Source organism: Burkholderia sp. AU16482, assembly GCF_002223285.1.
GTDB classification, from domain to species: Bacteria; Pseudomonadota; Gammaproteobacteria; order Burkholderiales; family Burkholderiaceae; genus Burkholderia; species Burkholderia semiarida.
This window is the reverse complement of record NZ_NKEY01000003.1, coordinates 64,673-89,343: the sequence shown is the minus strand read 5'-3', so window position 1 is coordinate 89,343 and position 24,671 is coordinate 64,673. Positions and strand designations below refer to the sequence as shown.

The following is a 24,671-nucleotide window of genomic DNA, read 5'->3' as shown; positions in this document are numbered from 1 at the left end:
CGACAAAAATGAACTGGATGGTACAGGCGCGCCGCCGCCCGCCTCGTACAATGCCGTTCCTTCAACCGTTTCGGACCGCCCGCCGTGCCAGCCGCCCTCTCCGAGTTTTCGCTGATCGAACGCTTCTTCACGCGCCGCGCCGCCCGGGGCGCCCGCGCGTCGACGCTCGGCATCGGCGACGATTGCGCACTGATTGCGCCCCGATCCGGGAAATTGCTGGCCATTTCGACGGACATGCTGGTGGAAGGCCGCCACTTCTTTCCCGATGTCGCGCCCGACGCGCTGGGCCACAAGACGCTCGCGGTCAATTTGTCGGATCTCGCGGCGATGGGCGCCGAGCCGCGCGCGTTCACGCTCGCGTGCGCGCTGCCGCGCGCCGACGCGGCGTGGCTCGAAGCGTTCAGCAACGGGCTGTTCGCGCTGGCCGACCGATACGGCTGCGAGCTGATCGGCGGCGACACGACGAGCGGGCCACTGAACCTGTGCGTGACCGTGTTCGGCGAAGTCGCGCCCGACGCGGCGCTGCGGCGCGATGCCGCGCGCGACGGCGACGACGTATGGGTGTCCGGCACGCTCGGCGATGCGCGCGCGGGGCTCGGCGTCGCCCGCGGCGAATGGACCGCCGGCGCGCATGAAGCCGCCGCGTTCCGGCGCGCGCTCGAGCGGCCCGAACCGCGCGTCGCGCTCGGCCTGGCGCTCGCGGGCGTCGCGCACGCGGCGCTCGACCTGTCGGACGGCCTCGCCGGCGACCTCCAGCACATCCTGACGCGCTCGAACGTGCGCGCCGAGATCGACGCCGACGCGGTGCCGCGCTCGGTCGCGCTCGCGACGCTGCCGGCCGACGTGCAGCGCCGCTGCACGCTGGCGGGCGGCGACGATTACGAACTGTGCTTCACGGCGCCCGTCGCGGCCCGCGCGGCGGTCGAAGCGGCCGGCGCCGCGGCCGGCGTGCCGGTCACGCGAATCGGTACAATACGCGCGTTGTCCGCGCCGTCGGCCCAACCCGCCATCGCGTGGCGCGACGCCGCCGGCGCGCCCCTCGCTCTCACGTTGCACGGCTTCGACCACTTCCATGCAGACTGATCCGACGCCCGCGCACGCCGCGGCCGATTCCGGCGCCGCGCGGCCCGCGCCGACACGCGTGACGGCCCGCTTCATGCTGTCGCACCCCGCGCATATCGTGTCGCTCGGCTTCGGCAGCGGGCTCGCGCCGATCATGCCCGGCACGTTCGGCTCGCTGTTCGGCTGGCTCACGTTCGTCGTGCTCAACCGCTACCTGACGGTGCCCGAATGGTGGGCGCTGATCGCCGTCGGCTTCGCGGCCGGCACGTGGATCACCGGTTTCACCGCGAAGCAGGCCGGCGTGTCCGATCCGGGCGCCGTCGTCTGGGACGAGATCGTCGCGATCTGGCTCGTGATGCTGTTCGTCACGCCGGCGACCTTCGTCGGCCAGCTATGGGCGTTCGTCGCGTTCCGCTTCTTCGACATGCTCAAGCCGCCGCCGATCCGCTACTTCGACCGCCGCCTGAAAGGCGGGCTCGGCATCATGGTCGACGACCTCGTCGCCGCGTTCATGACGCTGCTCGTGATCGCGCTGTGGCGCTCCGTCGCCGGCTGACCGATTTCCCGACTCCCGTTTCCCGACGCGCATGCCAACCGATTCCGTCGTCCATCAGCTTGCGATCCGCGCAGGCAACAAGCTGCGTGACGAGCACCTCACGCTCGCCACCGCCGAATCCTGCACCGGCGGGATGATCGCCACGGCGATCACCGACATTTCCGGCAGCAGCCAGTGGTTCGAGCGCGGCTTCGTCACGTACTCGAACCAGGCCAAGATCGAGATGATCGGCGTGCCGCCCGACCTGATCGACAAGCACGGCGCCGTCAGCGAGCCCGTCGCGCGCGCGATGGCCGAAGGCGCGCTGCGCAACAGCCGCGCGCAGGTCGCGCTGTCCGTCACCGGCATCGCGGGCCCGGCCGGCGGCAGCGAGAAGAAGCCGGTCGGCACCGTGTCGTTCGGCTGGAGCAACCGGCTGCATACCGACGTCGAGACGCGCGTGTTCAAGGGCGACCGCGAACAGATCCGCACGCAGGCGGCCGCGCATGCGCTGCGCGGGCTGCTGAAGCTGCTCGACGAACACGAAGGCTGAGCGGCCCGGGCGCGCGTGGCGCGCCGCGCCCGCTTATTGGATCGCGTCGGGCTTCACGACGATCCAGTTCTTGTCCGCCGTCACCGGCAGGCCGAGCGCCTTCTGCTTCGCGGCCGATTCGTCCGACCACGCGCGGATCTGCGTCATCTGCTTGTCCTTCTTGTTGACCCACACGCGCACGCCGCCGCGCGCGACGTCGGTCGCGTTCAGCAGCATGTAGCCGTCGGAGCTCGGCGTGTCGCCCGCGACGAGCACCGGCTTCTTCCACTGGTCGATCCAGCCGACGATCGAACCGAGCTTGCCTTCGTACCACGTCATCGGGTTCATCAGGAACGGCGTGATCACGAGGTTGCGGTTCGCGGCCTCGTCGTACTTGCCGGCCTTGATCTGCAGCCGCGACGTGGTCAGCGCGCCGGTGGCCGGGTCGCGCAGCAGCGTCGTCACGCCGATCACGTTCTGCGGCTTCACGTTGTAGCCGTACTTCGGGTCGGACAGCACGAGCCGCGCGAGTTCCTCGTGCGCGGCCGTCATCACGTAGACGTCGATGCCGTTCTCGCGCAGCGCGTTGTACAGCTCCTGCATCCCGCGGAAGAAGCGCGGCGGATTCACCGTGCCGTCGACCACCTTGTCGCCCTGCCAGTAGCGGATCGGGATCGGCTTGCCGTCGGCGAGCATCGCGTCGACGTGGCGCTTCAGGCTGGCGAGCGACTGCCCGGCGAACGCCTGCGCGATCCACGGATAGCAGACCAGATCGTCGATCTCGCACAACCGGTAGTAGTAGCTCGTCAGCGATTCCTTGTAGTCGGCGGAATCCTTGAACGGGATCAGCTTCAGCGACGGGTCGAGCGAGTCGCGCGTCAGCACGCCGTGGTTCTCGAGATACGGCAGCAGCGATTCCTCGAGGTCGTAGCGGTAGGTCGTGTTGTCGGCGTCGAACACCGCGTAGTCGCCGCGGTTCGCGTGCGCGGCGATCATCGCGTTCAGCGCTTTCGCGCTGTCGGCCGGCCAGTGCGACAGGTCCGCCGCATGGGCGAACGTCATGCACAGCGACGCGGCGAACGCGCTCAGAAGACGGCGGGACAGCTTGGGCATGGCGTCGCTCCCTTCTTTGACATTTTTGTGACGGATCGATGACAAGCGGCAGCATCGCGCGAATAAACTGCGCGTATGCGATACGGAAGCGACGGAAAATTGTTCGCGTGCGCCAGGACGGCGAATACACGATGAAGGCGCGCGGCCCGCGAACGCGGGCGCGGCGGTCGAAGGCCGCCCGAGCGGGCGGCCGGTATTTCAGCGATGCGCGTTGATCGTGTCGCGCGTCTTCTGCGCGGCGAGCGCCGCGGCTTCGGCGAAATCCTCGCCCTTGCTCGCATACAGGATCGCGCGCGACGAGTTGATCATCATCCCGGTGCCGTCGGCCGTGCGGCCCGCGTTGACGGTCGCCTGCACGTCGCCGCCCTGCGCGCCGATGCCGGGGATCAGGAGCGGCATGTCGCCGACGATCCCGCGCACGATCTCGATTTCCTTCGGGAACGTCGCGCCGACCACGAGGCCGAGCTGGCCGTTCCTCGCGTTCCACTTGTTCGCCGCGAGATCGGCCACGACCTGATACAGCGGCCGCCCGTTCGTATCGAGGAACTGCAGGTCCGAGCCGCCCGGGTTCGACGTGCGGCACAGCACGATCACGCCCTTGCCTTCATGCTCGAAGTACGGCTCGACCGAGTCGTAGCCCATGTACGGGTTCACCGTGACGGCGTCCGCGCGATAGCGCTCGAACGCCTCGCGCGCGTACTGCTCGGCCGTGCTGCCGATGTCGCCGCGCTTCGCGTCGAGGATCACCGGCAGGCCCGGATGCTGGAGATGGATGTGCGCGATCAGCCGCTCGAGCTGGTCTTCCGCGCGATGCGCGGCGAAGTACGCGATCTGCGGCTTGAACGCGCTCGCATACGGCGCGGTCGCGTCGACGATCTGCCGGCAGAATTCGAAGATCGCGTCGGGCTGGCCGTCGAACTGCACGGGAAAGCGCGACGGCTCGGGATCGAGGCCGACGCACAGCAGCGAATTCGTGCGCTGCCACGCGGCGCGCAGCGATTCGATGAAAGTAAGCGGGGAAGACATGGCGGATACTCGCGGCAAACCGTTGGTAGACCGCGTATTTTACCCGCGTCGCCGCGCTGCCTCGCGTGTCGCGCCATTGCCGCGCGCATCGGCGCGCTCGACGGTGAACGCGAAGCGCCGCGTGAGCCGCTCGCCGGGCGCGAGCAGCGTCATCCCGTGCGCGGCCGCGCCGCCCGGCAGGTTCACCGCATTGATCGGATGATCGACCGGCTCGAAGCAGAAGAAATCCTCGCCCGGCGGCGTATAGAGCACGTACGCGTCGGCGTCGGCCGCGACGGTCAGCGACAGCCGGCGGCGCGGCCAGCTCACCGTCGCGTGGCCGCCCCAGCCGGTGAACGCGTGATTGACGAGCGTGGCCGGCAGCGGATACGCGACGCCGAACTGCCAGGCCGGCGGCACGCTGACGTGCCGCACCGGCAGGAAATCGGCGCCCGACAGCCACAGGCCGCCCGCCGCCGCGGCCAGCTCGGTCTCCGTATCGCGCACGAGGAACGGATGCACGCCGAGCCCGAACGGCAGCCGCGCGCGGCCCGCGTTCTCGATCGTCAGCGCGATCGACAGCGTCGCGTCGTCGAGTTCGAACGACTGGATCGCGCGGAACGCATACGGCGCGCCGGCCGCACGATCGAGCGACAGTTGCAGCGACGTGTCGGTCGCATCGTCCACCTGCCACGGCGCGAGCCAGCCGTCGCCGTGGATCGGCAGCGGCTCGTCGCGGCGGTTGCGCGGCACCGCGACCTTGCGCCCGTCGCATTCGAAGCGCCCGCCGCCGATCCGGTTCGAGTACGGCAGCAGCGGGTAGCACGCGAGCTCGTTCGGGTCCGTCACCGTCTCTGGGTGCTCGCAACGGCGGAACACCGGCATCAGCGCGCCGTTGTCGCCGCGCCAGTCGAAGCGCGCGATGCCGCCGCCGAGGTGCGGCAGCACGTCGAGCCGCAGCGACGCGTTCGACAGCGTGACGGCCGCCGCATGCGCGGCGCCGACGCCCTGCGCGAACACGGCCGTCTGCGGGCCGGGGCTGACCGGCTGGGCGGCGGCGGCCAGGCGCGCGCGGCGCGACTGGCTGGCGGACGACGATGCGCGCGAGGACGTGGCGGTCATGGTGAGCTCCTTTCCTTCGTCGAAGAAACGATGCAGGTCGTGCGAACGATCAGGCCCAGCCGCCGTCGACGATCACGTCCTGCGCGGTGATCATCCGGCTGTCGTCGGCCGCGAGAAACAGCGCCATCCGTGCGAGGTCGGCCGGCAGCAGTTCGGCGTCGATGCACTGGCCGGCCTTGATCGCCGCGCGGCCTGCGTCGTCGAGCCACAGCCGGCGCTGCTTGTCGGTCATCACCCAGCCGGGCACCAGCGAATTCACGCGGATGCCGAACGGGCCGAGATCGCGTGCGAGGCCGCGCGTCAGGCCCTGCACGGCCGCCTTCGCCATCACGTAGACGGGATAGCCGCCGTTCTTCAGCATCCAGCTGATCGAGCCGAGATTGACGATCGAGCCGCCGCCCTGCCGCTTCATGTCGTCGATCACCGCCTGCGCGGCGAAGAACTGGTGACGCAGGTTCACCGCGATGCCGGCATCGAACGACGCCGGCGTCACGTCGCCGATCGCATGGCGCGTGTCGTTCGCCGCATTGTTCACGAGCACCGCGATCGCGCCGATGCGCGCGCGGATCGCGTCGATCGCCCGGCGCAGCGCGTCGATGTCGGTCAGGTCGCAGGACAGGAACAGCGGCGCATGGCGCACGTGCGCGAGGCGTTCGGCCAGCGCGGCGCCGGCCGCCGCGTCGAGGTCGACGAACGCGACGCGCGCGCCCTGTTCGGCGAAGTGCTCGACGAACGACGCGCCGATGCCGGTCGCGCCGCCCGTGATCAGCACCGCGCGATCCTCGAGGCTCGGGTAGCGCGCATAGCGCGCGTCGCTCGCCGCCGCGTGCGTGCCCTGCGCTGATGGGTCGATGGTCATGCGTGTCGTCTCCGTGGATTCGGTCAGTCGCGTACGCCGCGGTTCTTCAACTGGTCGAGCAGCACGGCCGCGAGCAGGATCGCGCCGCGCACGAGGTACTGGTAGAACGCGTCGATGTTCAGCAGGTTCATCACGTTCTCGACGGTGCCCATGATCAGCACGCCGATCACGACGCCCGAGATCGTCGCGCGGCCGCCCATCAGCGACACGCCGCCGAGCACGCACGCGGAAATCACGTTCAGCTCGAAGCCCTGCGCGGCGTTCGGCTGGCCCGACGTGATGCGCGACGCGAGGATCACGCCCGCGAGCGCCGTCACCGCGCCCTGGATCAGGAAGATGTACACGCGCGTGCGTTCGACGTTGATCCCCGCGAGCCGCGACGCCTCCGGATTGCCGCCGATCGCGAGCGTGTTGCGGCCATAGATGGTCTGGTTCAGCAGCACGCCGAACCCGATGAAGCACAGCAGCGTGACCCAGATCGGCAGCGACACGCCGAACATCGACAGCCCGCCGAGCGCGATGAAGGTGTCCGACGACACGCCGACCGCCTGCCCCTTCGACACGATGAAGCCGAGCCCGCGCACGATCTCCATCGTCGCGAGCGTCGTGATCAGCGCGTTGATGCGCAGGTACGCGATCACCGCGCCGTTCACGAAGCCGATCGCGGCGCCGGCCGCGACCGCGGCGACGATCGCGACGAACGTGTTGTCGGTCGCGTTCAGCACCATCGCGCACAGCACGCCGGAGAACGCGACGGTCGAGCCGATCGACAGGTCGAAGTCGCGCGACGCGAGACAGAACATCATCGTGCACGCGACCATGCCGATCTGCGAGATCGACAGCGCGAGGCCCAGCATGTTGTCGATCGAGAAGAAGTGATCGACGGTCAGCGACATCGTGATGAACATCACCGCGAAGATCGCGATCAGGCTGTATTCGGTCAGATGCTGCCACCACTTCTGGCGGTCGCTCTGCTGCGGAACCAGCGCGTCGGCCGACGGCTTCACGGCGGCGCTGGCAAGGTTTTCGTTGGCTTGCATGGTGTGTCTCCTGCTCCTGCATCGCGCGGCCCGCGCCGCGCGTGTTCGATTCGATTGTCCCGGGCTTGTCCGGACGTAGCCGGCCGCGTCAGGCCGCCTCGGCCGCGCTCGTCTGCGGCAGCGCGAGGTTCAGCACCGCGTGCTCGTTCGCGTCGGCGCGCGCCAGCTCGCCGGCGATCCGCCCTTCGCGCATCACGACGATGCGGTCGGACACGCCGAGCACTTCCGGCAGCTCCGACGACACCATCACGATCGCGCAGCCGCGCTCCGCGAGCCGGTAGATCACGTCGTAGATCTCGTGCTTCGCGCCGACGTCGATCCCGCGCGTCGGCTCGTCGAGGATCACGACCTTCAGGTCGGGCTCCGCGAGCCAGCGCGACAGGATCGCCTTCTGCTGGTTGCCGCCCGACAGGAAGCGGATCTTCTGGCGCCGGTTCGGCGTCTTGATCTTCAGCCGCTGGATGAAGCGGTCGGCCGTTTCGCTTTCGGTCTTGCCGTTGATGAAGAGCCCCGCACGCAGCGAATGGCGGCGGCAACTGATGTTGATGTTCTCCGCGACCGACGCGATCGCGATGATTCCTTCTTCCTTGCGGTCCTCCGGGCACAGCACGATGCCGTGGCGGATCGCGTCGCCGGTGCGCTTCACGTCGATGCGCTGGCCGTCGAGCGTCAGCACGCCGGCGCGCCGGCGGTCCGCGCCGTACACGAGCCGCATCAGCTCGCTGCGGCCGGCGCCGACGAGCCCGAAGAAGCCGACGATCTCGCCCGCGCGCACCGAGAAGCTCGCCGGTTCGCGCAATGCCGGGCCGTCGACGCCTTCGGCGGAAAACCGCACGTCGCCGAGCGCGCGCGGCGCGTAATGGTAGATGTCGGCGATCTCGCGCCCGACCATCTCGGCGACGAGCCGCTCGCGCGGCACGTCGGCCAGCGCCTCGTGCGACGCGATCTTGCGCCCGTCGCGGAAGATCGTGCACGCGTCGCACAGCCGGTAGATCTCGTCCATCCGGTGCGAGATGTAGATCAGCGCACGGCCCTGCGCGCGCAGATCGTCGACCAGCTTGAACAGCACTTCCGTCTCGCGATGCGACAGCGAGCTCGTCGGTTCGTCGAGCGCGATCACGCGTGCATTGCGCATCAGCGCCTTGCAGATCTCGACCATCTGCCGCTGCGCGATCGACAGCCGCCCGAGCCGCGCGTCGGGGTCCAGATCGACGCCCATCTCGGCGAGCCGCTCGCGCACGTAACGCTTCGCCTCGCGCTTCCTGACCCAGCCGAACGCATTCGGCAAGCGGCCGAGCAGCAGGTTTTCCGCGACCGTCAAATCGGGCACGTACTGCAATTCCTGGTGAATCACCGCGATGCCGGCCGCGATCGACGCGGCCGCATTCGCGAACTGCACGGGCTGGCCGTCGACCAGCACGCTGCCCGCGTCGGGCTGGTATTCGCCGCCGAGAATCTTCAACAGCGTCGACTTGCCCGCGCCGTTCTCGCCCATCAGGCCATGCACCTCGCCCGCATGCACGTCGAACGAAATGCCGTCGAGTGCGCGCACGCCGGGAAATACCTTGCCGATATTGTCAAAACGCAGTGCCGCTGACACGTCGTCTCCCCACTTCCGGATCCATCGACCGCCGGCCGCCGCGTCGCCGCGGCAGCCGGCGGGCCGCTTACTTCGATGCGAGCCCCATCTCCTCGCGCACCTTCGACACGTTCTCGCGCGTCGCGAGCATGCCCGTCGTCAGCGTCAGCGGCGGCGGCGCCTTGCCCTGCGTGATCCACGCGTACATCAGGTCCGAGGTTTCCTCGCCGTGGCGCTTCGGGCTGATGATCACGGTGCCGTAGAAGCCCGTCGGCTGCGGCTTCTTGAACTCGTTCAACGCCGAATCGGAACCGCCGATGCCGATGCCGATCATGTTGTCGGCCTTGAAGCCGCGCCCTTCGGCCGCGCGCACCGCGCCGAGCACGGCCTCGTCGTTCAGGCCGTACGCGACCCAGTGCTTGAACTGCGGGTTCTTCGTGAGCGCGATGTTCGCCGCGTTGAACGCGTTCTCGGTATCGGTCTTCGCCTGCGGCGCCGCGATCACGTTCGCCTTCGGGAAGCCGGCGGCCACCAGCGCGTCGGTCGCGCCGCTCGTGCGGTCGTGCGCGGTCGGCAACTGCTCGTAGGTGATGTCGATCGCACCGACGTCCTTCATGTCCCAGCCGCGCTTCTTGATCTCGGCCGCGATGCCGTCGCCGACCTGCTTGCCGATGTTGTATGCGGAAATCCCCATGTGCGGCACCGACTCGATCGGCTTGCCCGCGCCGTCGACGAGGCGGTCGTCGACCGTCATCATCTTCAGGTTGTGCGACTTCGCCTTCGCGACGATGCCCGGCCCGAGCTTCACGTCGGGCGTGCAGATGATGAAGCCCTGCGCCTTCTGCGCGGACAGGTTGTCGATCGCGCTCATCACCTTCTCGCCGGACGGCGCGCCGATCTTCACGAGCGTGAAGCCCTTCTGCTTCGCGGCGATCTCGGCGAATTTCCACTCGTCCTGGAACCACGGCTCTTCCGGCTGCTTCACCAGGAAGCCGATCTTGACCGGGTCGGCCGCGTGCGCGACCGGGCTGCCCATCACCACCGCGGCCGCGGCGGCCAGCGTTACGAACGTTCTGCGTTTCATCTCCAGTGTCTCCTTGTTTTCATCGAACAGGATGCAGCCGCTTGTTGGTTTCGACGCAGCGTGCGCGCGGCCGTCGCACGTGCGGTCTTTCGAATCGTTACGTCAGTCGTGTCAGTCGTGATACAGCGCCGCGCGCCCGCCATCGACGGTGATGCACGCGGCGTTGATGAACGGCGCCTCGTCGGACGCCAGGAACACGGCCGTCATCGCGACCTCCTCCGGTTTCCCGATCCGCTTCATCGGCTGCAGCGCGAGCGTCTCGGCGCGCGCGGCGGCCGGATCGGGCTGCGCGTCCCACCAGTCGCGCGTCAGTTGCGTCTCGATGTAGCCCGGCGCGATCGCGTTCACGCGCACGTTGCGCGCCGCGTATTCGATGCCGAGCGCACGCGTGAGACCGAGCACGCCGTGCTTCGCGACCGGGTATGGAAAGCAGCCCGGAATGATCCTGAATGCATGCGTCGACGCGATGTTCACGATGCTGCCGCGGCCGCGCTCGACCATGCCCTCCAGCGCCGCGCGGCAGCCGTGCCACACGCCGTCGAGATCGACCGCGAAGCAGCGGCGCCAGTCGTCGTCGGTCATCGTCAGCGGATCGGCGAACACGTTGATGCCCGCGTTGTTCACGAGCACGTCGAGCGGGCCGAACGCCGCTTCCGTCCGCGCGAGCGCATCGCGCACCGCCTGTTGCCGCGCGACGTCCGCCTGCAGCGGCAGCACGCGCGCGCCGTCGCATTCGTGTGCGATCGCGGCGGCCGTGTGCTGCGCCTGCGGGAAGTCGAGATCGACGAGCGCGACGGCCGCGCCTTCGCGCACGAACGCACGCGCGATCGCGGCGCCGATGCCGCGGCCCGCGCCCGTCACCATCGCGACCTTGCCCGTGAGGCGGCCCATCATGCGGCTCCGCCGCGCGCCGCGCGCAAGCCGGCCTGGAACGCGCGCGCATTCACCGCGGTCGTATCCGCCGACTGGCCGGGACGGTACAGCGCCGAGCCGAGCCCGAAACCGTTCGCGCCGGCGTCGAGGAACGGCCGCATGTTGTCCGGTGCGATCCCTCCGACCGGAACCAGCGGCACCGCACGGTCGATCACCGCGCGCCACGCCTTCACGACCGTCACGCCGAGCTGCTCGGCCGGGAACATCTTCAGCACGTCGGCGCCGTTCGTCAGCGCCGCGAATGCTTCGGTCGGCGTTGCGACGCCCGGCGCGCTCGCCAGCCCGCGCTCGCGGGCGCGGCGGATCACGGCCGCGTCGCTGTGCGGCATCACGATCAGCGCGCCGCCCGCGTCCTGCACGCGGTCGACGTACTCGGCGCGCAACACCGTGCCCGCGCCGACGATCATGTCGTCGGGCAACGCGCGCCGCAGCGCCGCGATGCTGTCGAACGGCTCCGGCGAGTTCAGCGGCACCTCGACGATCCGGAAGCCGGCTTCGTAGAGCGCGCGGCCGTGGTCGGCCGCTTCCGCGGGCGTGATGCCACGCATGATCGCGATCAGCGGGCACGCATCGAACGCGCGCATCAGGGCGGCGTGGGGCGTGTACGGCGCGGGCAATGTCAGGTCGGACGGCATCGAGGATTCCTCTGCAAGCAGTTCATTGGTCGGCGCAGACGGGCTCGCCGTCCGCGCGCACGAGCCCGGCGCGCGACGCGATCCGCCACAGGCCGCGCTCGGTCGCCTGCGCGGCGACACGCGCATGCGCATGGCCGAATACCTGCAGCGCATCGACGTAGCGCGAACACAGGCCGCCGTCGCCGATCAGCAGCAGCGGCTGGTCCGCGAGCGCGATGCCGCGCTCCGCGAGCATCGCGTCGAGCGCATTGAGCTCATGGCCGATCAGCAGGCCGGACAGGTAGTCGCCCTGCGCATCGGGCGCGAGCCGGTCGGTCAGGCCGAGCGTGCGCGTGCTGAAAATCGTCGCGAGCAGCCCCGTGTGCCGCGCGCCGCGCGCGACCGCCACGCCGCGCACGAACGCGCCACGGTCGGGCGACGCACCCGCGCGCATCGTGCGGCCGAGGATCGTGTGATCGCGCAGCACCGCGAACAGCTCGCCGGTCATGAAGGTCTGGAAGCGTTCGATCAGCCCGTCCTTCACCCACGCCCATTTCGCATGCGTTCCCGGCAAGCCGATCAGTACGCCTGAACGATCGGCGCCAAGCGTGGGATCGCTCGCGAGCGCGCCGACGATCTGCGTTTCTTCGCCGCGCATCACGTCGGGCAAGTCGCCCGTCGCGATCACGCCCGGCACGATCGAGACTGTCGCGCCGCGCGCCGTCGTCACCGTGATGAGGCCCGCGACGAGCGCGTCGGCGCCGGCCGGCACCGCGACGTACGGCGCTTCGCGCCAGCCCTGCGCGCTGCCGACCATCCCGGCGGCGAGCACCGGCAGGCCGGGCGTGCGGTCGAGCCAGTCGCCGCACGCTTCCTCGAACACCGCGTCGAACGCACGCGCGCCGCCACCCGGCACGTGCATCACGCCGGCCGCCCGGCTGCGCGTGTCGATCGGCACACCGTGCGCGTCGTACAGATAGGCGCGCAGCGACGTGGTGCCCCAGTCGAGCGCGATCAGCGACGGGGCGGCGGAACAGGCATCCGGAACGGGCCGGGTCGAAGTCGTCATCGTTTGATCCTGCGGGTACCCTGCGGCGGGCTCCAGCCCAGTTCCGCGGAAATGGCTCGCGCTTCGCGCTGCACGAGCGGAATCAGTTCGTCCATCCGGTCGTGCGGCATGTACGGAATCGTGCTCGCGACCGACACCGCCGCGACGATCGCGCCCGACGCGTCGCGGATCGGCGCGGCCACGCAGCGGATCGACGCCTCGTTTTCCTCGAGGTCGAACGTATAGCCGCCGGCCGCGTAATGGGCCATGCGCTGCAGGAACGCATTCGTCTCGGGCCGGTTGTCGGGCTTGAAGTTGACGCCGGCCAGCGCGCGCCGCGCGGCTTCGAACAGCGAGCGCCACAGCTCGGGATCGAGGTCGAGCATCATCGCCTTGCCGATGCCGGTCGATGCGAGCGGCATCCGGTGGCCGACGCGCGAGCGCATCTCGAGGCCGCGCGTGCCGGGAATCTTGTCGATGTACAGCACGTCGTCGCCGTCGCGCACGCCGAGATGGATCGTATCGAGCGTCGCTTCCGCGAGCGCCTCCAGATGCGGACGCGCCACCGCGGTGAGCGGCATCTGTTCGAGCGCGATCGTGCCGAGCTCGATCAGCTTCGGGCCGAGCAGGTAGCCGCCCTGCACCTGGCGCAGATAGCGCGCCTGCACGAGGCTGCTGACGAGGCGATGCGTCGTGCTGCGCGTCGTGCCGAGCGCGGCGCCGATCGCACGCATGTCGCGCGCGCCGTTCGCGATCGCCTCGAGGATCGCGAGGCCGCGCAGCAGCGTCTGCGTGCCGGCCTGCTGCGCGGCGAGGTCGAGCGGCGTGCTGGTCGCGCCGATGCTGTCGGTCAGCGACGGTTCGGCCGGCATCGCGCGCCGGGCGTCGAGGGCAAGGGAGTCTGGCATCTTGGTCATGGGGCGGGGCTTCTTCAACGGAATCGGTGAAGCCGCTCGCGCGGCGCCGGAACTGCGTCCCGTGCTGCGGCGTGGCGGCGGTCGATGCACCGAGTAAAGCGCCCGGCGAACTTCATGGAAGGTGTCTCCGTGTGCGACGGGCGCCGCGCGATGCGTGGGTCCGAAGCTGTCGATGTGCTTCGGATTGTAGGAGCGCACGCACTCGGCTCCAATATTTGAATGCGTTGTCCAGATAATGAGAATTCAGGCGAGATCGACTCGGGGGCTCGCGCAACCGCCGGGCGATGCGCACGGGGGCGGAACCCGCCGTGCCGCAGGTTCCGCCCCCGTTTGCTCACCGCGTCCCGCGCTTACTGCTGGCTCGTGCCGCGCGCCTGCATGTAGCGCTGTACGTCGGCGAACGACACGCGGCCGCTGCCGCCCGCATCGATCTGCCGGAAGTGGTTCGCGACGTAGCCGAGGCCGGCCGCGCGCGCCTGCGACTCGGTGATCGAACCCGTGTTCTGCGTATCGGCCGCGCTGAACTGCCGCGCGAGCTTGCGCACCACCTGCGCATGCAGTGCGGCGCCGGTCGTCTGCGTGCCGGCGCTCGCGTGGCGCGCGGCCGGCGGCACGTACGGATCGCCGAGCTGCGCCTGGCGCGCACGCGCCGGCGCGACGGCGTCGCTCGCCTGTGCGAACGCGGAAACGGATGTGGCGGCGCCGACGCATGCGAGCGCCGCGGCAACGACGATGAAACGATTCTTCATGTCAGGCTCCAGTCTGGAATGAGGTCGACTGCCGGCGAGCGGCGCCGCCGAGGGCACCTGTCGCCGGCCTCGCGCATCAGTGCGCGGCCGCGTTGTAGAAGGTCACGAGGTCGGCTTTCTCCTGCGGACGCGACGTATCGTCGAGATAGACCATGTGCCCGCCCTGATAGTCCTTGATCGTCAGGTTCGGTTGCGTGCCGAGCCGCGCGAGGTCGAGCTCGGTCTGGTAGAACGGCGTCGCGATGTCGTGATACCCGTTCAGCGACAGCACCTTCAACTGCGGGTTCAGCGTCAGCGCCGCGGCCAGATCGGGGATCGTGTCGGGCATCGCGAGGCCGTCGTGCGTCCAGTCCCACGTGTTGATCGCATTGCTGCTCACCGAGTAGGCCGACTGCGCGGTGTACTTGAGTTCGTTCGGCAGGTAGCTGCCGATCGTGTCGGTGAACGGCTTCGTGATGAACGAGCTGGACGGATCGCCGTCGGCCGCGAGCGGGCTCGACAGGGGCACGTTCACGCGTGCGTCGTAGCGGCCGATCAGCGTGCCCGGAACGAGCGACAACTGGAAGCTGTTGTCGAAGAAGGTCGGGACCACGTTGAAGTCCGCATTCCACAGCGCTTGCTTCACGCCGGTCGAATTCACCATCGTCGTGACCAGGTTCGGCGGCGGCGGCGTGTGGCTCGCGAGGTACGCGTTCACGGCGGGCGCGTAGCTGCCGGCCGTCAGCAGGCGCATCTGGTCCGCATACTGCGGCAGGTTCGACGGGTTCGGGTTGTCGAGCTGGTAGTACGCGCCGACCGTGCCGTACGACGGCACGAAGCCCGCGCAGCTCACCGGGCTCGCGCCGTTGTTCGAGTTGCCGACATAGTCGCTCGCCATGTCGCAGTTGGTGTTGTAGTTCAGGATCGACGACTGCAGCACGATGCCGTCGAGCTTCACGCCGGCCGTCTCGAGCAGGTTCGCGAGCACGTCGGTGCGCGGCGTGCCGTACGATTCGCCGAACAGGTATTTCGGCGAAGCGCCGCGCTGGTTCACGTTCAGGTAGCGCGTCACGAAATCGCGGAATGCGCCGGCGTCCTGGTCGACGCCCCAGAACGTCTGGTTCGTGTTCGGCGCGATCGCCTCCGAAAAGCCGGTGCCGATCGCATCGACGAACACGAGGTCGGTCGTGTCGAGCAGCGTGTCCTGGTTGTCGACGAACGGGAACGTCGACGTGTTCGCGTTCGGGTCGCCGGTCTGGATACGACGCGGGCCGAACGAGCCGAGATGCAGCCACACCGAGGCCGAACCGGGGCCGCCGTTGTACAGGAACGTGACGGGCCGCTTCGCCGCGGGCTGGTTGTCGGCCGTGTAGGCGACGTAGAAGAACGACGCTTCAGGCGCGCCCGTCTGCGGATTGCGCGCGACGAGGTGGCCGGCGGTGGCCGTGTACCGGATCGTCTTGCCGTTCAGCGTGATCTGGTGGTGCGTGACGGCCGCCTTTTCGACCGCGGCGGCCGCGTCGAGCGACGCGTTCGCGCTCGACGAATAACTGTTCGGATCGTTGTACGCGCGGTCGACCTGACCGGCGGGATCGGCTGAATTCGCGGCGCTCGCCGCAGCGGACGACGTCACGTCGTCGTTGCAGGCCGTCAGAATCAGCGAAGAACACACCACCCCCAACAACAGCTTCGCTTTGCTCGCTGGCATCGTTGCGTTCCTTCTCTCGGATGTTTTTCGTGTCGAGCAGCCGGATAAGCCGCCCCCCGCCTCGATTGCGGCCGATGAGCCGAGGCGCCGGCCAATATACGCGAGCCCGCCGGCTTTGAAAAATTTGGAAATATTTGGCGTGCGGCCGGTGCGGCGCACACCTTTCAGGAATGCTTCGATTCGCGAAACGTTGCATTTCACGTCGCTTTCGCCGACTTTCGCGGTGACCGGAAACGACTAAAAAAGCACCCGTTTCGTGCAATGCCGACCAACAAAAGCAGGTAGTCGCCGATATTGCTCAGCAAATCGAAATAGACGGATTCGTCTAAAGGATCCGGCCCGACATGATCGCGACATGAATGCGCTGCGGTGCAGCAACCGTGCGCCAACGGCAGAACGGACAATGCAGCGGCGCGCCGCCGCTTACTCGGATTGCGGCAGCTCGGCCGCCCCCATCCGGCGCGCGATGACCGCCGCACGCTGCGCCTGGTAGGCCGAGCCGCGATGCGCGTCGAACCAGCGCGGCTTCGGCAGCATCACCGCGAGACGCGCCGACTGCCACGCGCCGAGCCGGCTCGCGGGAATCCTGTAGTAATAGCGTGCGGCCGCCTCGGCGCCGTACACGCCGCGGCCCCATTCGACCGAATTCAGGTAGATCTCGAAGATGCGTTCCTTGTCGAGCACCGTTTCGAGCATCCACGTGATGATGAGCTCCTGCCCCTTGCGGATGTAGCTCTTCTCGCGCGACAGGAACAGGTTGCGGGCGAGCTGCTGCGTGATCGTCGAGCCGCCCGCGACGATCCTGCCGCGCGCCTTGTTCTTCTCCCACGCCTGCAGGATCGCGTCGACGTCGTAGCCGTTGTTGGTCGCGAACGTCGAATCCTCGGAGGCGATCAGCGCCCGCTTCAGGTTGCGCGAGATCTGGTCGTACGGCACCCACTGGTGCCGGATCTGCGCGGGCGGCGTGTCGCGCGACAGCCACCACGCGTCGGTGCGCATGAATGCGGTCGAGCCCGGATTCACGAACGACCACAGCGCGATCTGCGCGAGATAGAACAGTTGCGTCGCGAGCCACGCGCCCGCGAACACCGACCCTGCGTAGACGAGCCAGCGAGCGACGCTCACCGTACGCGTGCGCTGCATGCCGCTCACCGCCACCACGTGCCGCTCCGTTCAGCTCGCCGCGAGCGCCTGGCGCAGCGCGGCCAGCACCGGCGCACCGTCCGGCCGCACGCCGCGCCAGATGAAGAACGATTCGGCGGCCTGCTCGACGAGCATCCCGAGCCCGTCGGCCGTGCGCGCGCCGAGCGACGCCGCGTGCTGCATGAACACGGTCGGCTGCGCGCCGTACATCATGTCGTACGCGAGCGTGCCCGTGCCGAACGCGGCCGCGTCGCATTCCGGCAGCGCGGCATCGAGGCTGCCGGCCGTCGCATTGATCACCACGTCGTACGGCTCGGCGCGCACGACGCCGGGGCCGCCGCCCGCGAGCGTGCAGCCCGCATCGTGCGCGGCCTGCATGAACTGGCCGACGAGCGCTTCGGCCTTGCTCGCGGTGCGATTCACGATTTCGATCGACAGCGGCGCGCGGTCGAGCAGCGGCAGCACGACGCCGCGCGCGGCGCCGCCCGCGCCGAGCAGCAGGATGCGCGCACCGGCGAGCGACACGCCGAGATTCGCCTCGATGTCGCGCACGAGGCCGACGCCGTCGGTGTTGTCGCCGTGGAGGCGGCCGTCGGCGTCGATGCGCAGCGTGTTCACCGCACCGGCCGCCGCCGCGCGCGGCGACAGCGTATCGGCGAGCGCATGCGCGTCGAGCTTGAACGGCACCGTCACGTTCGCGCCGCGTCCGCCTTCGGCGACGAACGCGCGCACCGCGGCCTCGAACCCGTCGACCGGCGCGAGCCGGTGCGTGTACTCGATCGGCTCGCCGGTCTGCGCGGCGAACTGCGCGTGGATGAACGGCGACTTGCTGTGCGCCACCGGGTTGCCGAACACGACATAGCGGTCGACGCCGCTCATCGACGCAGTTGCGTTCATGATGCGCGCCCCGCTTCGCCGTCGTTACCGCCCGCGGCCTCGCCGCCCTCTGCCGCCGCGTCGCCCGATTCGGCCAGCGCCTCGGCCTCGGCTTGCGCCGACGCGTCTTGCGCGTCGACCAGCGTGTCGTCGCCGCCTTCGGCGTCATCCTCTTCGTCGGCCGCGTCGCCGCTGGTCACGGTCGGCGCGTCGAGCACGTTCAAGAGCCGCACCGACGCCTCGATCGTCAGCTCGTCGAGCGACATCACGTCGAGCAGCACGCGCGTGCCGCGCGCATGCACGCCGAGCCCCGGCACGTGCAGCAGCAGCGGGATTTCCTCGAGGCGCACGAGATCGCCCTTCACGACGCTCGCGACCACCTGCTTCTTCTGCTCCTGTGCGAGCCAGCGCAGGCACCAGAAGTACTCCATCCGGCGCTGGTAGTCGGCGTAGGCCGTATACGTATCGTCGAAGCCCTGCACGACCGCGTAGAGATCGGCGTCCTTCGGCTTGAACGGCGCGGCGAGCTTCGCGGTGACGCCGTGCTGCACGCACGCGAGCAGTTGCCACTGGTTCACGAGGTCGACGTAGCGGCGCAGCGGCGACGTGCTCCATGCGTACTGCGCGACGCCGAGGCCTTCGTGCGGCGCGGCCGTCGTCTGCATCCGCGTGCGCTTCGGGCCCGGCGCGCCGAAGCCGCGCTGCGACCGGTAGATGCCCGGCACCGTATGGTCGTGCAGGAACGCGCCCCAGGTCGAGTTCGCGAGGATCGCGAGCTCCGACACGATCAGGTCGAGCGGCGAGCCGCGGCGGCGCGGCGTGATCGTCACGTGCTCGCCTTCGACGTAGAAGTTGTAGTCGGTGTTGCGCTGCACCTCGCGCTTCAGCCCGTAGCCCGCGCGCGCGACCTGGCGCTTCTCGAACAGCGCCTGCGCGAGCGGCCACAGCACGGCGATGTCGTCCTTGTGCGGATAGTCGCCGGTGCCGGCCGCGAGCGTCTCTTCGTTGACGAGCTCGTCGAGCGTGTTGTGGCGCAGGTTGCTCTTCACGAACACGAGCTCGGCGCGCGTCTCGTTCGCGACGATCTCCTGCGTCTCGCGGTTGACGATGATGTACAGCGACAGCGCCGGGCGATAGTCGCCCTCTTTCAGCGTGAACACGTCGACGACGTCGTCCGGCAACATCGTGATCTTGTCGCCCGGCATGTAGACGGTCGACAGGCGCGCACGCGCGATCGCGTCGACCGGGTCGCCGCGCACGATGCCGAGCGCCGGCGCCGCGATGTGCACGCCGATCCGCACCCGGCCGTCGGACAGGTGCTCGACCGAGAACGCGTCGTCGATTTCGGTGGTCGTGATGTCGTCGATCGAGAACGCCTCGACGTTCGCGCGCGGCAGGTCGTCCGGCAGCGGGCCGACCGTGACGGGCGGAAAGCCCGTGCCGTGCGGGAAGAATTCCGCGAGGAAGCGCGCTTCGTGCAGCGCACGCGGCGACTCGATGCCGCCGCAGTCGAGCATCAGCCGCGCCGGCGACACGCCGCGCGCGCCGGCCGCCGCTTCCATCGCCTTGTATTCGATCGAATTCTTGTCCGGCCGCGTCAGCAGCCCGAGCACCTTGCCCGCGAACGCCTCCGGCAGCTTGCCGGCCTTCAGCTCCTCTTCATACTGCGCCTGCACGAGCGCCTGCTGGCGCTTGCGCTCGAGCGACGCGAGCGCCATCTTGAGCTGCTCTTCCGGCGCGCGCTGGTACTGGCCGCGCCCCTTGCGGCGGAAATAGACGGGCGAGCCGTGCAGCCGCAGCACCAGCGCGGCGCGCTCGACCGGGCCGTACGTCGCGCCGAAGTATTCGGCGGCCAGCGCCGTGTACGCGAACTCGTCGGCCGGCGCGCATTCCCACAGAAAATCCAGATCGATCTGCTGCGCGGCCGTGTCGGCCTCCTGCATCAGTTCGCTTGCGGCCGGCTTGTCGAATTCGATCAGCACGTCTTTCGCGCGCACCTTCGCGCGCCGCCCGCCGGGCAACTCGACCTGAAATGCGTCGCCCTGGCGCGACAGCACGCTGCCCGCCTTGAAACTGCCCGATTCCTCGAAGAAAACGTTCACTCAGTACTCTCGTTCAGACTGCCGGGCGCCGCGTCGGCGGCGCCGCATGATGATGGGGATTCGATCGGCACGCGGCCGGTTTATGACGTCTTTCCGTCGCAAAACGCGAGAACGTCGTCGACATAGTCGGCAAATTCGCTGATCCCGTGATCGCTGCCGTCGATCACGCGGGTTTTCGCGCCCGGGTAATGGGCGAGCATCTCGCGATAATCGAGCACTTCGTCGCCGGTCGCCGCGAACAGATAGTAGCGGTCGGCGCGCGTGATCGCCGGCACGCGCAGCGCGTCGAGTTCGTGCAGGTGGCGGCGCTCGACGACGATCGTGCCGCCGCCGTGCCACAGCGGCTGCTCGCCCAGATGCTGTTCGAGATCGCGCTGCGGCACGATCGCCGGATTCAGCAGCACGGCCTTCCAGCCATGCTTTTCGGCGAGCCACGTCGCGTAATACCCGCCGAGCGAGCTGCCGATCACGGTCACGTCGCGCGCGCCCGCGACCTCGGCTTCCGCGATCGCGATCGCGTCGAGCGGCGACACCGACAGCGACGGGCACCGCCACTCGCCGGTGCGGCCGAGTTCGGCCATGCGCGCGGCGAGCAGCCGCGACTTCTGCGATTCCGGCGACGACCGGAAGCCGTGCAGATACAGGATCACGTGCGGCTCCCGAGCGCGTCGAGCAGCTTCTGGTGCACGCCGCCGAAACCGCCGTTGCTCATCACGAGCACATGGTCGCCCGGGCGCGCGGCCTCGACCACCGCCTTCACCAGCACGTGCAGGTCGTCGAATGCGCGCGCACGCTCGCCGAGCGGCGCGAGCGCTTCGGCGAGATTCCAGCCGAGCGCATCGCGCCCGGTCGGCGCGCCGTAGCCGAACACGAGATCGGCGTCGGCGAGGCTCGACGGCAATTGCGACTTCATTACGCCGAGCTTCATCGTGTTCGAGCGCGGCTCCAGCACCGCGAGGATGCGGGCATTCTTGCGGCCGATGCGCGCGCGAAGGCCGGCGATCGTGGTGTCGATCGCGGTCGGATGGTGGGCGAAATCGTCATAGACGGTCACGCCGTCCACGCTGCCGCGCACTTCCATGCGGCGCTTCACGTTGCGGAACGAGGCGAGCGAAACGGCCGCCTGCGCGGGCGGCACGCCGACGTGGCGCGCGGCGGCGATCGCCGCGAGCGCGTTCATCCGGTTGTGGTCGCCCTGCACCTGCCACGCGACTTCGCCGACACGCTCGGCTTGGCGATACACCGCGAAGCGTTCGTCCACCGGCACGCCGTCCTCGGCCGGCAGCGCCTGCCAGCCGCCGTCGACGCCGAAGCGTTCGACCTCGCTCCAGCAGCCGCGCGCCAGCACGCGCTCGAGCGCGTCGGAGCGGCCGTTCGTGACGATCCGCCCGACGCCGGGCACGGTGCGCACCAGATGATGGAATTGCGTCTCGATCGCGGCGAGATCGGGGAAGATGTCGGCGTGATCGAATTCCAGGTTGTTCAGCACCGCGGTGCGCGGCCGGTAGTGCACGAACTTCGAGCGCTTGTCGAAGAACGCCGTGTCGTACTCGTCGGCCTCGATCACGAAGAAGCTCGAATCGGTGAGCCTCGCGGACACGCCGAAGTTCAGCGGCACGCCGCCGATCAGGAAGCCCGGGTTGAGCCCCGCGTCTTCCAGCAGCCACGCGAGCATCGACGACGTGGTCGTCTTGCCGTGCGTGCCCGCCACGGCGAGCACCCACTTGCCGGCCAGCACGTGCTCGCCGAGCCACTGCGGGCCGGACACGTAAGGCAGGCCGCGATCGAGGATCGCCTCCATCAGCGGATTGCCGCGCGTGACGACGTTGCCGATCACGAACAGGTCCGGCTTCAGGTCGATCTGCTCCGCGCCGTAGCCCTCGATCAGCGTGATGCCCTGCGCCTCGAGCTGCGTGCTCATCGGCGGATAGACGCCCGCGTCGCAACCCGTCACCGTGTGGCCCGCCGCGCGTGCGAGTACGGCGAGACCGCCCATGAAGGTGCCGCAGATGCCAAGAATGTGGATGTGCATAGATGAATGCTTTCGCGCCGCCGGGCGCCGTCGATTCGGAAAGGATGCGTGTGCGGCGCGCCGGCGAGGCCGTGCGGCCGGCGCCCGGCCAACGACCTGGCCGCGACACAAAAGAGCACTATTGTAACTGACGGCCTGCGATGCCCGGCGGCCCGAACGATACGGGCGAACGGCGCCGTCACCCTCGGGCGGCGGGCCGCCGCACCCGTGCTCGGGCGCCGCGACGATCGAGTATGATTGCCGGATCATGTCTCGCAAACCTCTTGTCGACCCGCGGCGCGTCCGCGAGGAAATCGCCCAGTCCGCCGCCCGCCTGATCGCGGAGGACGGGCTGGACTACGCCGGCGCGAAACGCAAGGCCGCGCGCCAGTTGCTGGGCGATTCGCGCGTTGCAGGCGAATGGCTGCCGGATAACGACCAGATCGAGGAAGAACTGCGCGAGTACCTCGCGCTGTTCCAGAGCGACACGCAGCCGGACGAACTGCGCCGCCTGCGCGAGATCGCACTCGACTGGATGCGCCGGCTCGCCGAGTTCCATCCTTATGTGACGGGCGCCGTGCTGAACGGCACCGCGAACGCGCATTCGGATATCCATTTGCAGGCATTCACCGACAACCCGAAGGACGTCGCGATCTACCTGCTGAACCAGAACGTCCAGTACGACGTGTCCGAGACGCGGCATTTCGCGGGCCGCGGCGACGTCGAAACGCTCAGTTTCCTGTGGCGCCCGCGGCGCGACGTGGACGCGATCGGCATCCATCTCGCGCTGTATGCGAGCGACGACCTGCGCGGCGCGGTGAAGGCCGACGCGCGCGGCCGCGTCGCCCGCGCGGACGCCGCCGCGCTGCGCGCACTCGTCGCAGCAGGCGAGGCCCCTTCCGAACCGGAATGATTCAACGATGATGATGAAACGCATGTTGGCGCTCGCGGTGGTCGCGGCCGCCGCCGTTGCCGGCGGGATCGCCGCCGGCCACTGGTTCCGCGGCACGACGGACGACGGCGTCGCCGTCGCCGCGCCGGCCGCCCACGGCAATCCGGTCGACCAGCTGTGGGCGTCGTCGCTCACCGGCGTCGACGGCAAGCCGGCCACGCTGGCCGCCTTCAAGGGCCAGAAAGTCGTCGTCAATTTCTGGGCGTCGTGGTGCGGCCCGTGCGTCGAGGAAATGCCCGAGCTCGTCGCGCTGTCGCATCAGTACAAGCAGAAAGGCATCCGCTTCGTCGGGATCGGCGTGGATTCCGAGCAGAACGTGAAGAATTTCCTGCAGAAGGTGAAGGTCGATTATCCGGTCTTCGTCAGCGGCTATGCGGGCGCCGATCTGGCCCGCAATTTCGGAAATACCGCCGGCGCGCTGCCGTTTACCGTCGTCATCGACGAAACCGGCAAGATCCGCGAGACAAAATTAGGACAAATCCAGCCGGCCGAGCTGAAAAAGACGCTCGACGCGCTGTAATCTGCGCAAGCGGCGGCCTGCGCGTTCGCGGCGATTTGCCGGTCATTCGCCGCAATTTCGCGTGAATTCGCCGATACTTTGCATCCGCACCGGTAATTCTTGCGGGTCCGACGCGTCTGGCCGTTCGGCAAAACTAGACAAATTTCTCTAAATAGCGCTAAAGTTCGCGCAATTCCGCAGAAATAGAAGCGACCATGACACGATTGCTGGTGTTGCACGGCCCCAACCTGAACCTTCTCGGCACCCGGGAACCGGAGGTGTACGGCCGCGTCACGCTCGCGCAGATCGATCAGGCGCTTGCCGCGCGCGCCCAGGAGGCCGGCGCCGAACTGTCGTCGTTCCAGAGCAACCATGAAGGTGCGCTGGTCGACCGCATCCAGGCCGCGCGGGAGAAACAGACCGACTTCATCCTGATCAATCCGGCCGCGTATACGCATACGAGCGTTGCGATCCGGGACGCGATCGCCGGCGTTGGCATTCCGTTCGTCGAGGTTCACCTGTCGAACGTGCATCGCCGCGAAGCGTTCAGGCACCACTCCTACTTTTCCGACCAGGCCGAAGGCGTGATCTGCGGGCTCGGCTGGAAGGGTTATCTGTACGCGCTCGAGTACGCGCTGGACAAGCTGCAAGGCGCGTCGCGCGGCTGATTTCGCGATCTAGATTCAGCGCCGGCCGCTAACCGGCGCTTTCACGTATTGAAAGGGGAATTCCCGATGGATCTTCGTAAGCTGAAAACTCTGATCGACCTCGTTTCCGAATCCGGCATCTCCGAGCTGGAAGTGACGGAAGGCGAAGGCAAGGTGCGTATCGTCAAGAACGCGCCGCCGGTCTACGTGCAGCCGACGGCTGGGTATGCCCCGCAAGTCAGCGCGCCCGCTCCGTCGGCCGCGCTGCCGACCGAAGGCGCTGCCGCGCCGGCCGCCGGCGCCGCAGCCGCACCGGCCGCTCCGCAGGGCCACGTCGTGACGTCGCCGATGGTCGGCACGTTCTATCGTGCGCCGTCGCCGGGCGCCGACCCGTTCGTGCAGGCCGGCGACACGGTCAAGGAAGGCCAGACGATCTGCATCATCGAAGCGATGAAGCTGCTCAACGAGATCGAGTCGGACAAGGCCGGCGTGATCAAGGAAATCCTCGTCGAGAACGGCCAGGCCGTCGAATACGGCCAGCCGCTTTTCGTGATCGGCTAAG

General features: G+C 68.7%; 25 protein-coding genes. 7 read left to right on the top strand and 18 right to left on the bottom strand.

Annotated features, from left to right (window positions below; translation table 11 throughout):
- Positions 1–84 precede the first annotated feature (84 nt).
- From thiL to CFB35_RS02750, 3 genes are read left to right on the top strand one after another with little or no spacing between them, the layout of a single operon-like run.
- Positions 85–1,083, top strand: a complete 999-nt coding sequence (gene thiL, locus CFB35_RS02760) for a thiamine-phosphate kinase (RefSeq protein WP_059580993.1) — start codon at positions 85–87, stop codon at positions 1,081–1,083.
- A complete protein-coding gene (locus CFB35_RS02755) occupies positions 1,073–1,618 on the top strand; it encodes a phosphatidylglycerophosphatase A (protein ID WP_059580990.1) in 546 nt (181 codons plus the stop codon). Before thiL ends, CFB35_RS02755 begins: the two co-directional genes overlap by 11 nt.
- A 31-nt stretch (positions 1,619–1,649) precedes the next feature.
- Entirely contained in the window at positions 1,650–2,150 is a 501-nt protein-coding gene (locus CFB35_RS02750) for a CinA family protein (protein WP_059580979.1), read from the top strand.
- A 33-nt stretch (positions 2,151–2,183) separates the two neighbouring features.
- Here CFB35_RS02750 and CFB35_RS02745 read toward each other — a convergent pair whose 3' ends face one another.
- From CFB35_RS02745 to mpl, 18 genes are all read right to left on the bottom strand, one after another.
- A complete protein-coding gene (locus tag CFB35_RS02745) occupies positions 2,184–3,242 on the bottom strand; it encodes a hypothetical protein (protein WP_059580977.1) in 1,059 nt (352 codons plus the stop codon).
- 198 nt (positions 3,243–3,440) lie between these two features.
- A complete protein-coding gene (gene pyrF / locus CFB35_RS02740; RefSeq protein ID WP_011544549.1) occupies positions 3,441–4,268 on the bottom strand; it encodes an orotidine-5'-phosphate decarboxylase in 828 nt (275 codons plus the stop codon).
- 39 nt (positions 4,269–4,307) lie between these two features.
- On the bottom strand, positions 4,308–5,369 hold the full coding sequence (locus tag CFB35_RS02735) for an aldose 1-epimerase (protein ID WP_059580975.1): 1,062 nt from the start codon (positions 5,367–5,369) through the stop codon (positions 4,308–4,310).
- A 49-nt stretch (positions 5,370–5,418) separates the two neighbouring features.
- Positions 5,419–6,228, bottom strand: a complete 810-nt coding sequence (locus tag CFB35_RS02730) for an SDR family NAD(P)-dependent oxidoreductase (RefSeq protein ID WP_059580973.1) — start codon at positions 6,226–6,228, stop codon at positions 5,419–5,421.
- A 23-nt stretch (positions 6,229–6,251) separates the two neighbouring features.
- Complete coding sequence (gene araH, locus CFB35_RS02725; RefSeq protein ID WP_059580970.1) at positions 6,252–7,268, bottom strand: L-arabinose ABC transporter permease AraH; 1,017 nt, start codon at positions 7,266–7,268, stop codon at positions 6,252–6,254.
- Between the two features lie 88 nt (positions 7,269–7,356).
- Complete coding sequence (gene araG, locus CFB35_RS02720; RefSeq protein WP_059580968.1) at positions 7,357–8,868, bottom strand: L-arabinose ABC transporter ATP-binding protein AraG; 1,512 nt, start codon at positions 8,866–8,868, stop codon at positions 7,357–7,359.
- Between the two features lie 67 nt (positions 8,869–8,935).
- On the bottom strand, positions 8,936–9,931 hold the full coding sequence (locus tag CFB35_RS02715; RefSeq protein WP_059580965.1) for an arabinose ABC transporter substrate-binding protein: 996 nt from the start codon (positions 9,929–9,931) through the stop codon (positions 8,936–8,938).
- A gap of 111 nt (positions 9,932–10,042) precedes the next feature.
- Complete coding sequence (locus CFB35_RS02710) at positions 10,043–10,822, bottom strand: SDR family oxidoreductase (protein ID WP_059581198.1); 780 nt, start codon at positions 10,820–10,822, stop codon at positions 10,043–10,045.
- The gene (locus CFB35_RS02705) at positions 10,822–11,499 is read right to left on the bottom strand and encodes a 2-dehydro-3-deoxy-6-phosphogalactonate aldolase (RefSeq protein WP_059580963.1); all 678 of its coding nucleotides are present in this window, start codon (positions 11,497–11,499) and stop codon (positions 10,822–10,824) included. Before CFB35_RS02705 ends, CFB35_RS02710 begins: the two co-directional genes overlap by 1 nt.
- A gap of 22 nt (positions 11,500–11,521) precedes the next feature.
- The gene (locus CFB35_RS02700; protein WP_059580960.1) at positions 11,522–12,547 is read right to left on the bottom strand and encodes a 2-dehydro-3-deoxygalactonokinase; all 1,026 of its coding nucleotides are present in this window, start codon (positions 12,545–12,547) and stop codon (positions 11,522–11,524) included.
- Positions 12,544–13,443, bottom strand: a complete 900-nt coding sequence (locus CFB35_RS02695; RefSeq protein WP_059580957.1) for an IclR family transcriptional regulator — start codon at positions 13,441–13,443, stop codon at positions 12,544–12,546. Before CFB35_RS02695 ends, CFB35_RS02700 begins: the two co-directional genes overlap by 4 nt.
- A 350-nt stretch (positions 13,444–13,793) precedes the next feature.
- Positions 13,794–14,192 carry a hypothetical protein gene (locus CFB35_RS02685; RefSeq protein WP_059580955.1) on the bottom strand — a complete coding sequence of 133 codons (399 nt, stop codon included), beginning with the start codon at positions 14,190–14,192 and terminating at the stop codon, positions 13,794–13,796.
- Positions 14,193–14,268: 76 nt separating this feature from the next.
- A complete protein-coding gene (locus tag CFB35_RS02680; RefSeq protein WP_059580953.1) occupies positions 14,269–15,879 on the bottom strand; it encodes a S10 family peptidase in 1,611 nt (536 codons plus the stop codon).
- Positions 15,880–16,302: 423 nt separating this feature from the next.
- Positions 16,303–17,040: a monofunctional biosynthetic peptidoglycan transglycosylase gene (gene mtgA / locus CFB35_RS02675; RefSeq protein ID WP_059580951.1), complete on the bottom strand. Its 738-nt coding sequence runs from the start codon at positions 17,038–17,040 to the stop codon at positions 16,303–16,305.
- A 12-nt stretch (positions 17,041–17,052) separates the two neighbouring features.
- On the bottom strand, positions 17,053–17,919 hold the full coding sequence (gene aroE, locus CFB35_RS02670) for a shikimate dehydrogenase (RefSeq protein WP_089464529.1): 867 nt from the start codon (positions 17,917–17,919) through the stop codon (positions 17,053–17,055).
- On the bottom strand, positions 17,916–20,000 hold the full coding sequence (locus tag CFB35_RS02665) for an RNB domain-containing ribonuclease (RefSeq protein ID WP_060312609.1): 2,085 nt from the start codon (positions 19,998–20,000) through the stop codon (positions 17,916–17,918). Before CFB35_RS02665 ends, aroE begins: the two co-directional genes overlap by 4 nt.
- An 80-nt stretch (positions 20,001–20,080) precedes the next feature.
- A complete protein-coding gene (locus tag CFB35_RS02660; protein WP_060965552.1) occupies positions 20,081–20,650 on the bottom strand; it encodes a YqiA/YcfP family alpha/beta fold hydrolase in 570 nt (189 codons plus the stop codon).
- Complete coding sequence (gene mpl, locus CFB35_RS02655) at positions 20,647–22,032, bottom strand: UDP-N-acetylmuramate:L-alanyl-gamma-D-glutamyl-meso-diaminopimelate ligase (RefSeq protein WP_059638051.1); 1,386 nt, start codon at positions 22,030–22,032, stop codon at positions 20,647–20,649. Before mpl ends, CFB35_RS02660 begins: the two co-directional genes overlap by 4 nt.
- Positions 22,033–22,279: 247 nt before the next feature.
- On the opposite strand from mpl, the gene CFB35_RS02650 reads away from it, so the two are divergent.
- The 4 genes from CFB35_RS02650 (at position 22,280) to accB (ending at position 24,670) form a co-directional block, all read left to right on the top strand.
- On the top strand, positions 22,280–22,924 hold the full coding sequence (locus tag CFB35_RS02650) for a hypothetical protein (RefSeq protein ID WP_059580939.1): 645 nt from the start codon (positions 22,280–22,282) through the stop codon (positions 22,922–22,924).
- Positions 22,925–22,931: 7 nt separating this feature from the next.
- Complete coding sequence (locus CFB35_RS02645) at positions 22,932–23,483, top strand: TlpA disulfide reductase family protein (protein ID WP_059580937.1); 552 nt, start codon at positions 22,932–22,934, stop codon at positions 23,481–23,483.
- A 194-nt stretch (positions 23,484–23,677) separates the two neighbouring features.
- Entirely contained in the window at positions 23,678–24,130 is a 453-nt protein-coding gene (aroQ, locus tag CFB35_RS02640; protein WP_089464528.1) for a type II 3-dehydroquinate dehydratase, read from the top strand.
- Between the two features lie 66 nt (positions 24,131–24,196).
- Positions 24,197–24,670, top strand: coding sequence for an acetyl-CoA carboxylase biotin carboxyl carrier protein (accB, locus tag CFB35_RS02635; protein WP_059580933.1), 474 nt, complete (start codon positions 24,197–24,199; stop codon positions 24,668–24,670).
- The last annotated feature ends 1 nt before the right edge of the window (position 24,671 follow it).

Bases quoted from the DNA above. Each gene is read 5' to 3' on its own strand.
- CFB35_RS02755 (WP_059580990.1), top strand. From the start codon at position 1,073: ATGCAGACTGATCCGACGCCCGCGCACGCCGCGGCCGATTCCGGCGCC.
- CFB35_RS02750 (WP_059580979.1), top strand. From the start codon at position 1,650: ATGCCAACCGATTCCGTCGTCCATCAGCTTGCGATCCGCGCAGGCAAC.
- CFB35_RS02735 (WP_059580975.1), bottom strand. From the start codon at position 5,369: ATGACCGCCACGTCCTCGCGCGCATCGTCGTCCGCCAGCCAGTCGCGC.
- CFB35_RS02705 (WP_059580963.1), bottom strand. From the start codon at position 11,499: ATGCCGTCCGACCTGACATTGCCCGCGCCGTACACGCCCCACGCCGCC.
- araH (WP_059580970.1), bottom strand. From the start codon at position 7,268: ATGCAAGCCAACGAAAACCTTGCCAGCGCCGCCGTGAAGCCGTCGGCC.
- CFB35_RS02680 (WP_059580953.1), bottom strand. From the start codon at position 15,879: ATGCCAGCGAGCAAAGCGAAGCTGTTGTTGGGGGTGGTGTGTTCTTCG.
- aroQ (WP_089464528.1), top strand. From the start codon at position 23,678: ATGACACGATTGCTGGTGTTGCACGGCCCCAACCTGAACCTTCTCGGC.
- CFB35_RS02695 (WP_059580957.1), bottom strand. From the start codon at position 13,443: ATGACCAAGATGCCAGACTCCCTTGCCCTCGACGCCCGGCGCGCGATG.
- CFB35_RS02685 (WP_059580955.1), bottom strand. From the start codon at position 14,192: ATGAAGAATCGTTTCATCGTCGTTGCCGCGGCGCTCGCATGCGTCGGC.
- CFB35_RS02700 (WP_059580960.1), bottom strand. From the start codon at position 12,547: ATGACGACTTCGACCCGGCCCGTTCCGGATGCCTGTTCCGCCGCCCCG.
- CFB35_RS02645 (WP_059580937.1), top strand. From the start codon at position 22,932: ATGATGATGAAACGCATGTTGGCGCTCGCGGTGGTCGCGGCCGCCGCC.
- aroE (WP_089464529.1), bottom strand. From the start codon at position 17,919: ATGAACGCAACTGCGTCGATGAGCGGCGTCGACCGCTATGTCGTGTTC.
- CFB35_RS02715 (WP_059580965.1), bottom strand. From the start codon at position 9,931: ATGAAACGCAGAACGTTCGTAACGCTGGCCGCCGCGGCCGCGGTGGTG.
- CFB35_RS02745 (WP_059580977.1), bottom strand. From the start codon at position 3,242: ATGCCCAAGCTGTCCCGCCGTCTTCTGAGCGCGTTCGCCGCGTCGCTG.
- mpl (WP_059638051.1), bottom strand. From the start codon at position 22,032: ATGCACATCCACATTCTTGGCATCTGCGGCACCTTCATGGGCGGTCTC.
- CFB35_RS02650 (WP_059580939.1), top strand. From the start codon at position 22,280: ATGTCTCGCAAACCTCTTGTCGACCCGCGGCGCGTCCGCGAGGAAATC.
- pyrF (WP_011544549.1), bottom strand. From the start codon at position 4,268: ATGTCTTCCCCGCTTACTTTCATCGAATCGCTGCGCGCCGCGTGGCAG.
- accB (WP_059580933.1), top strand. From the start codon at position 24,197: ATGGATCTTCGTAAGCTGAAAACTCTGATCGACCTCGTTTCCGAATCC.
- CFB35_RS02730 (WP_059580973.1), bottom strand. From the start codon at position 6,228: ATGACCATCGACCCATCAGCGCAGGGCACGCACGCGGCGGCGAGCGAC.
- CFB35_RS02710 (WP_059581198.1), bottom strand. From the start codon at position 10,822: ATGGGCCGCCTCACGGGCAAGGTCGCGATGGTGACGGGCGCGGGCCGC.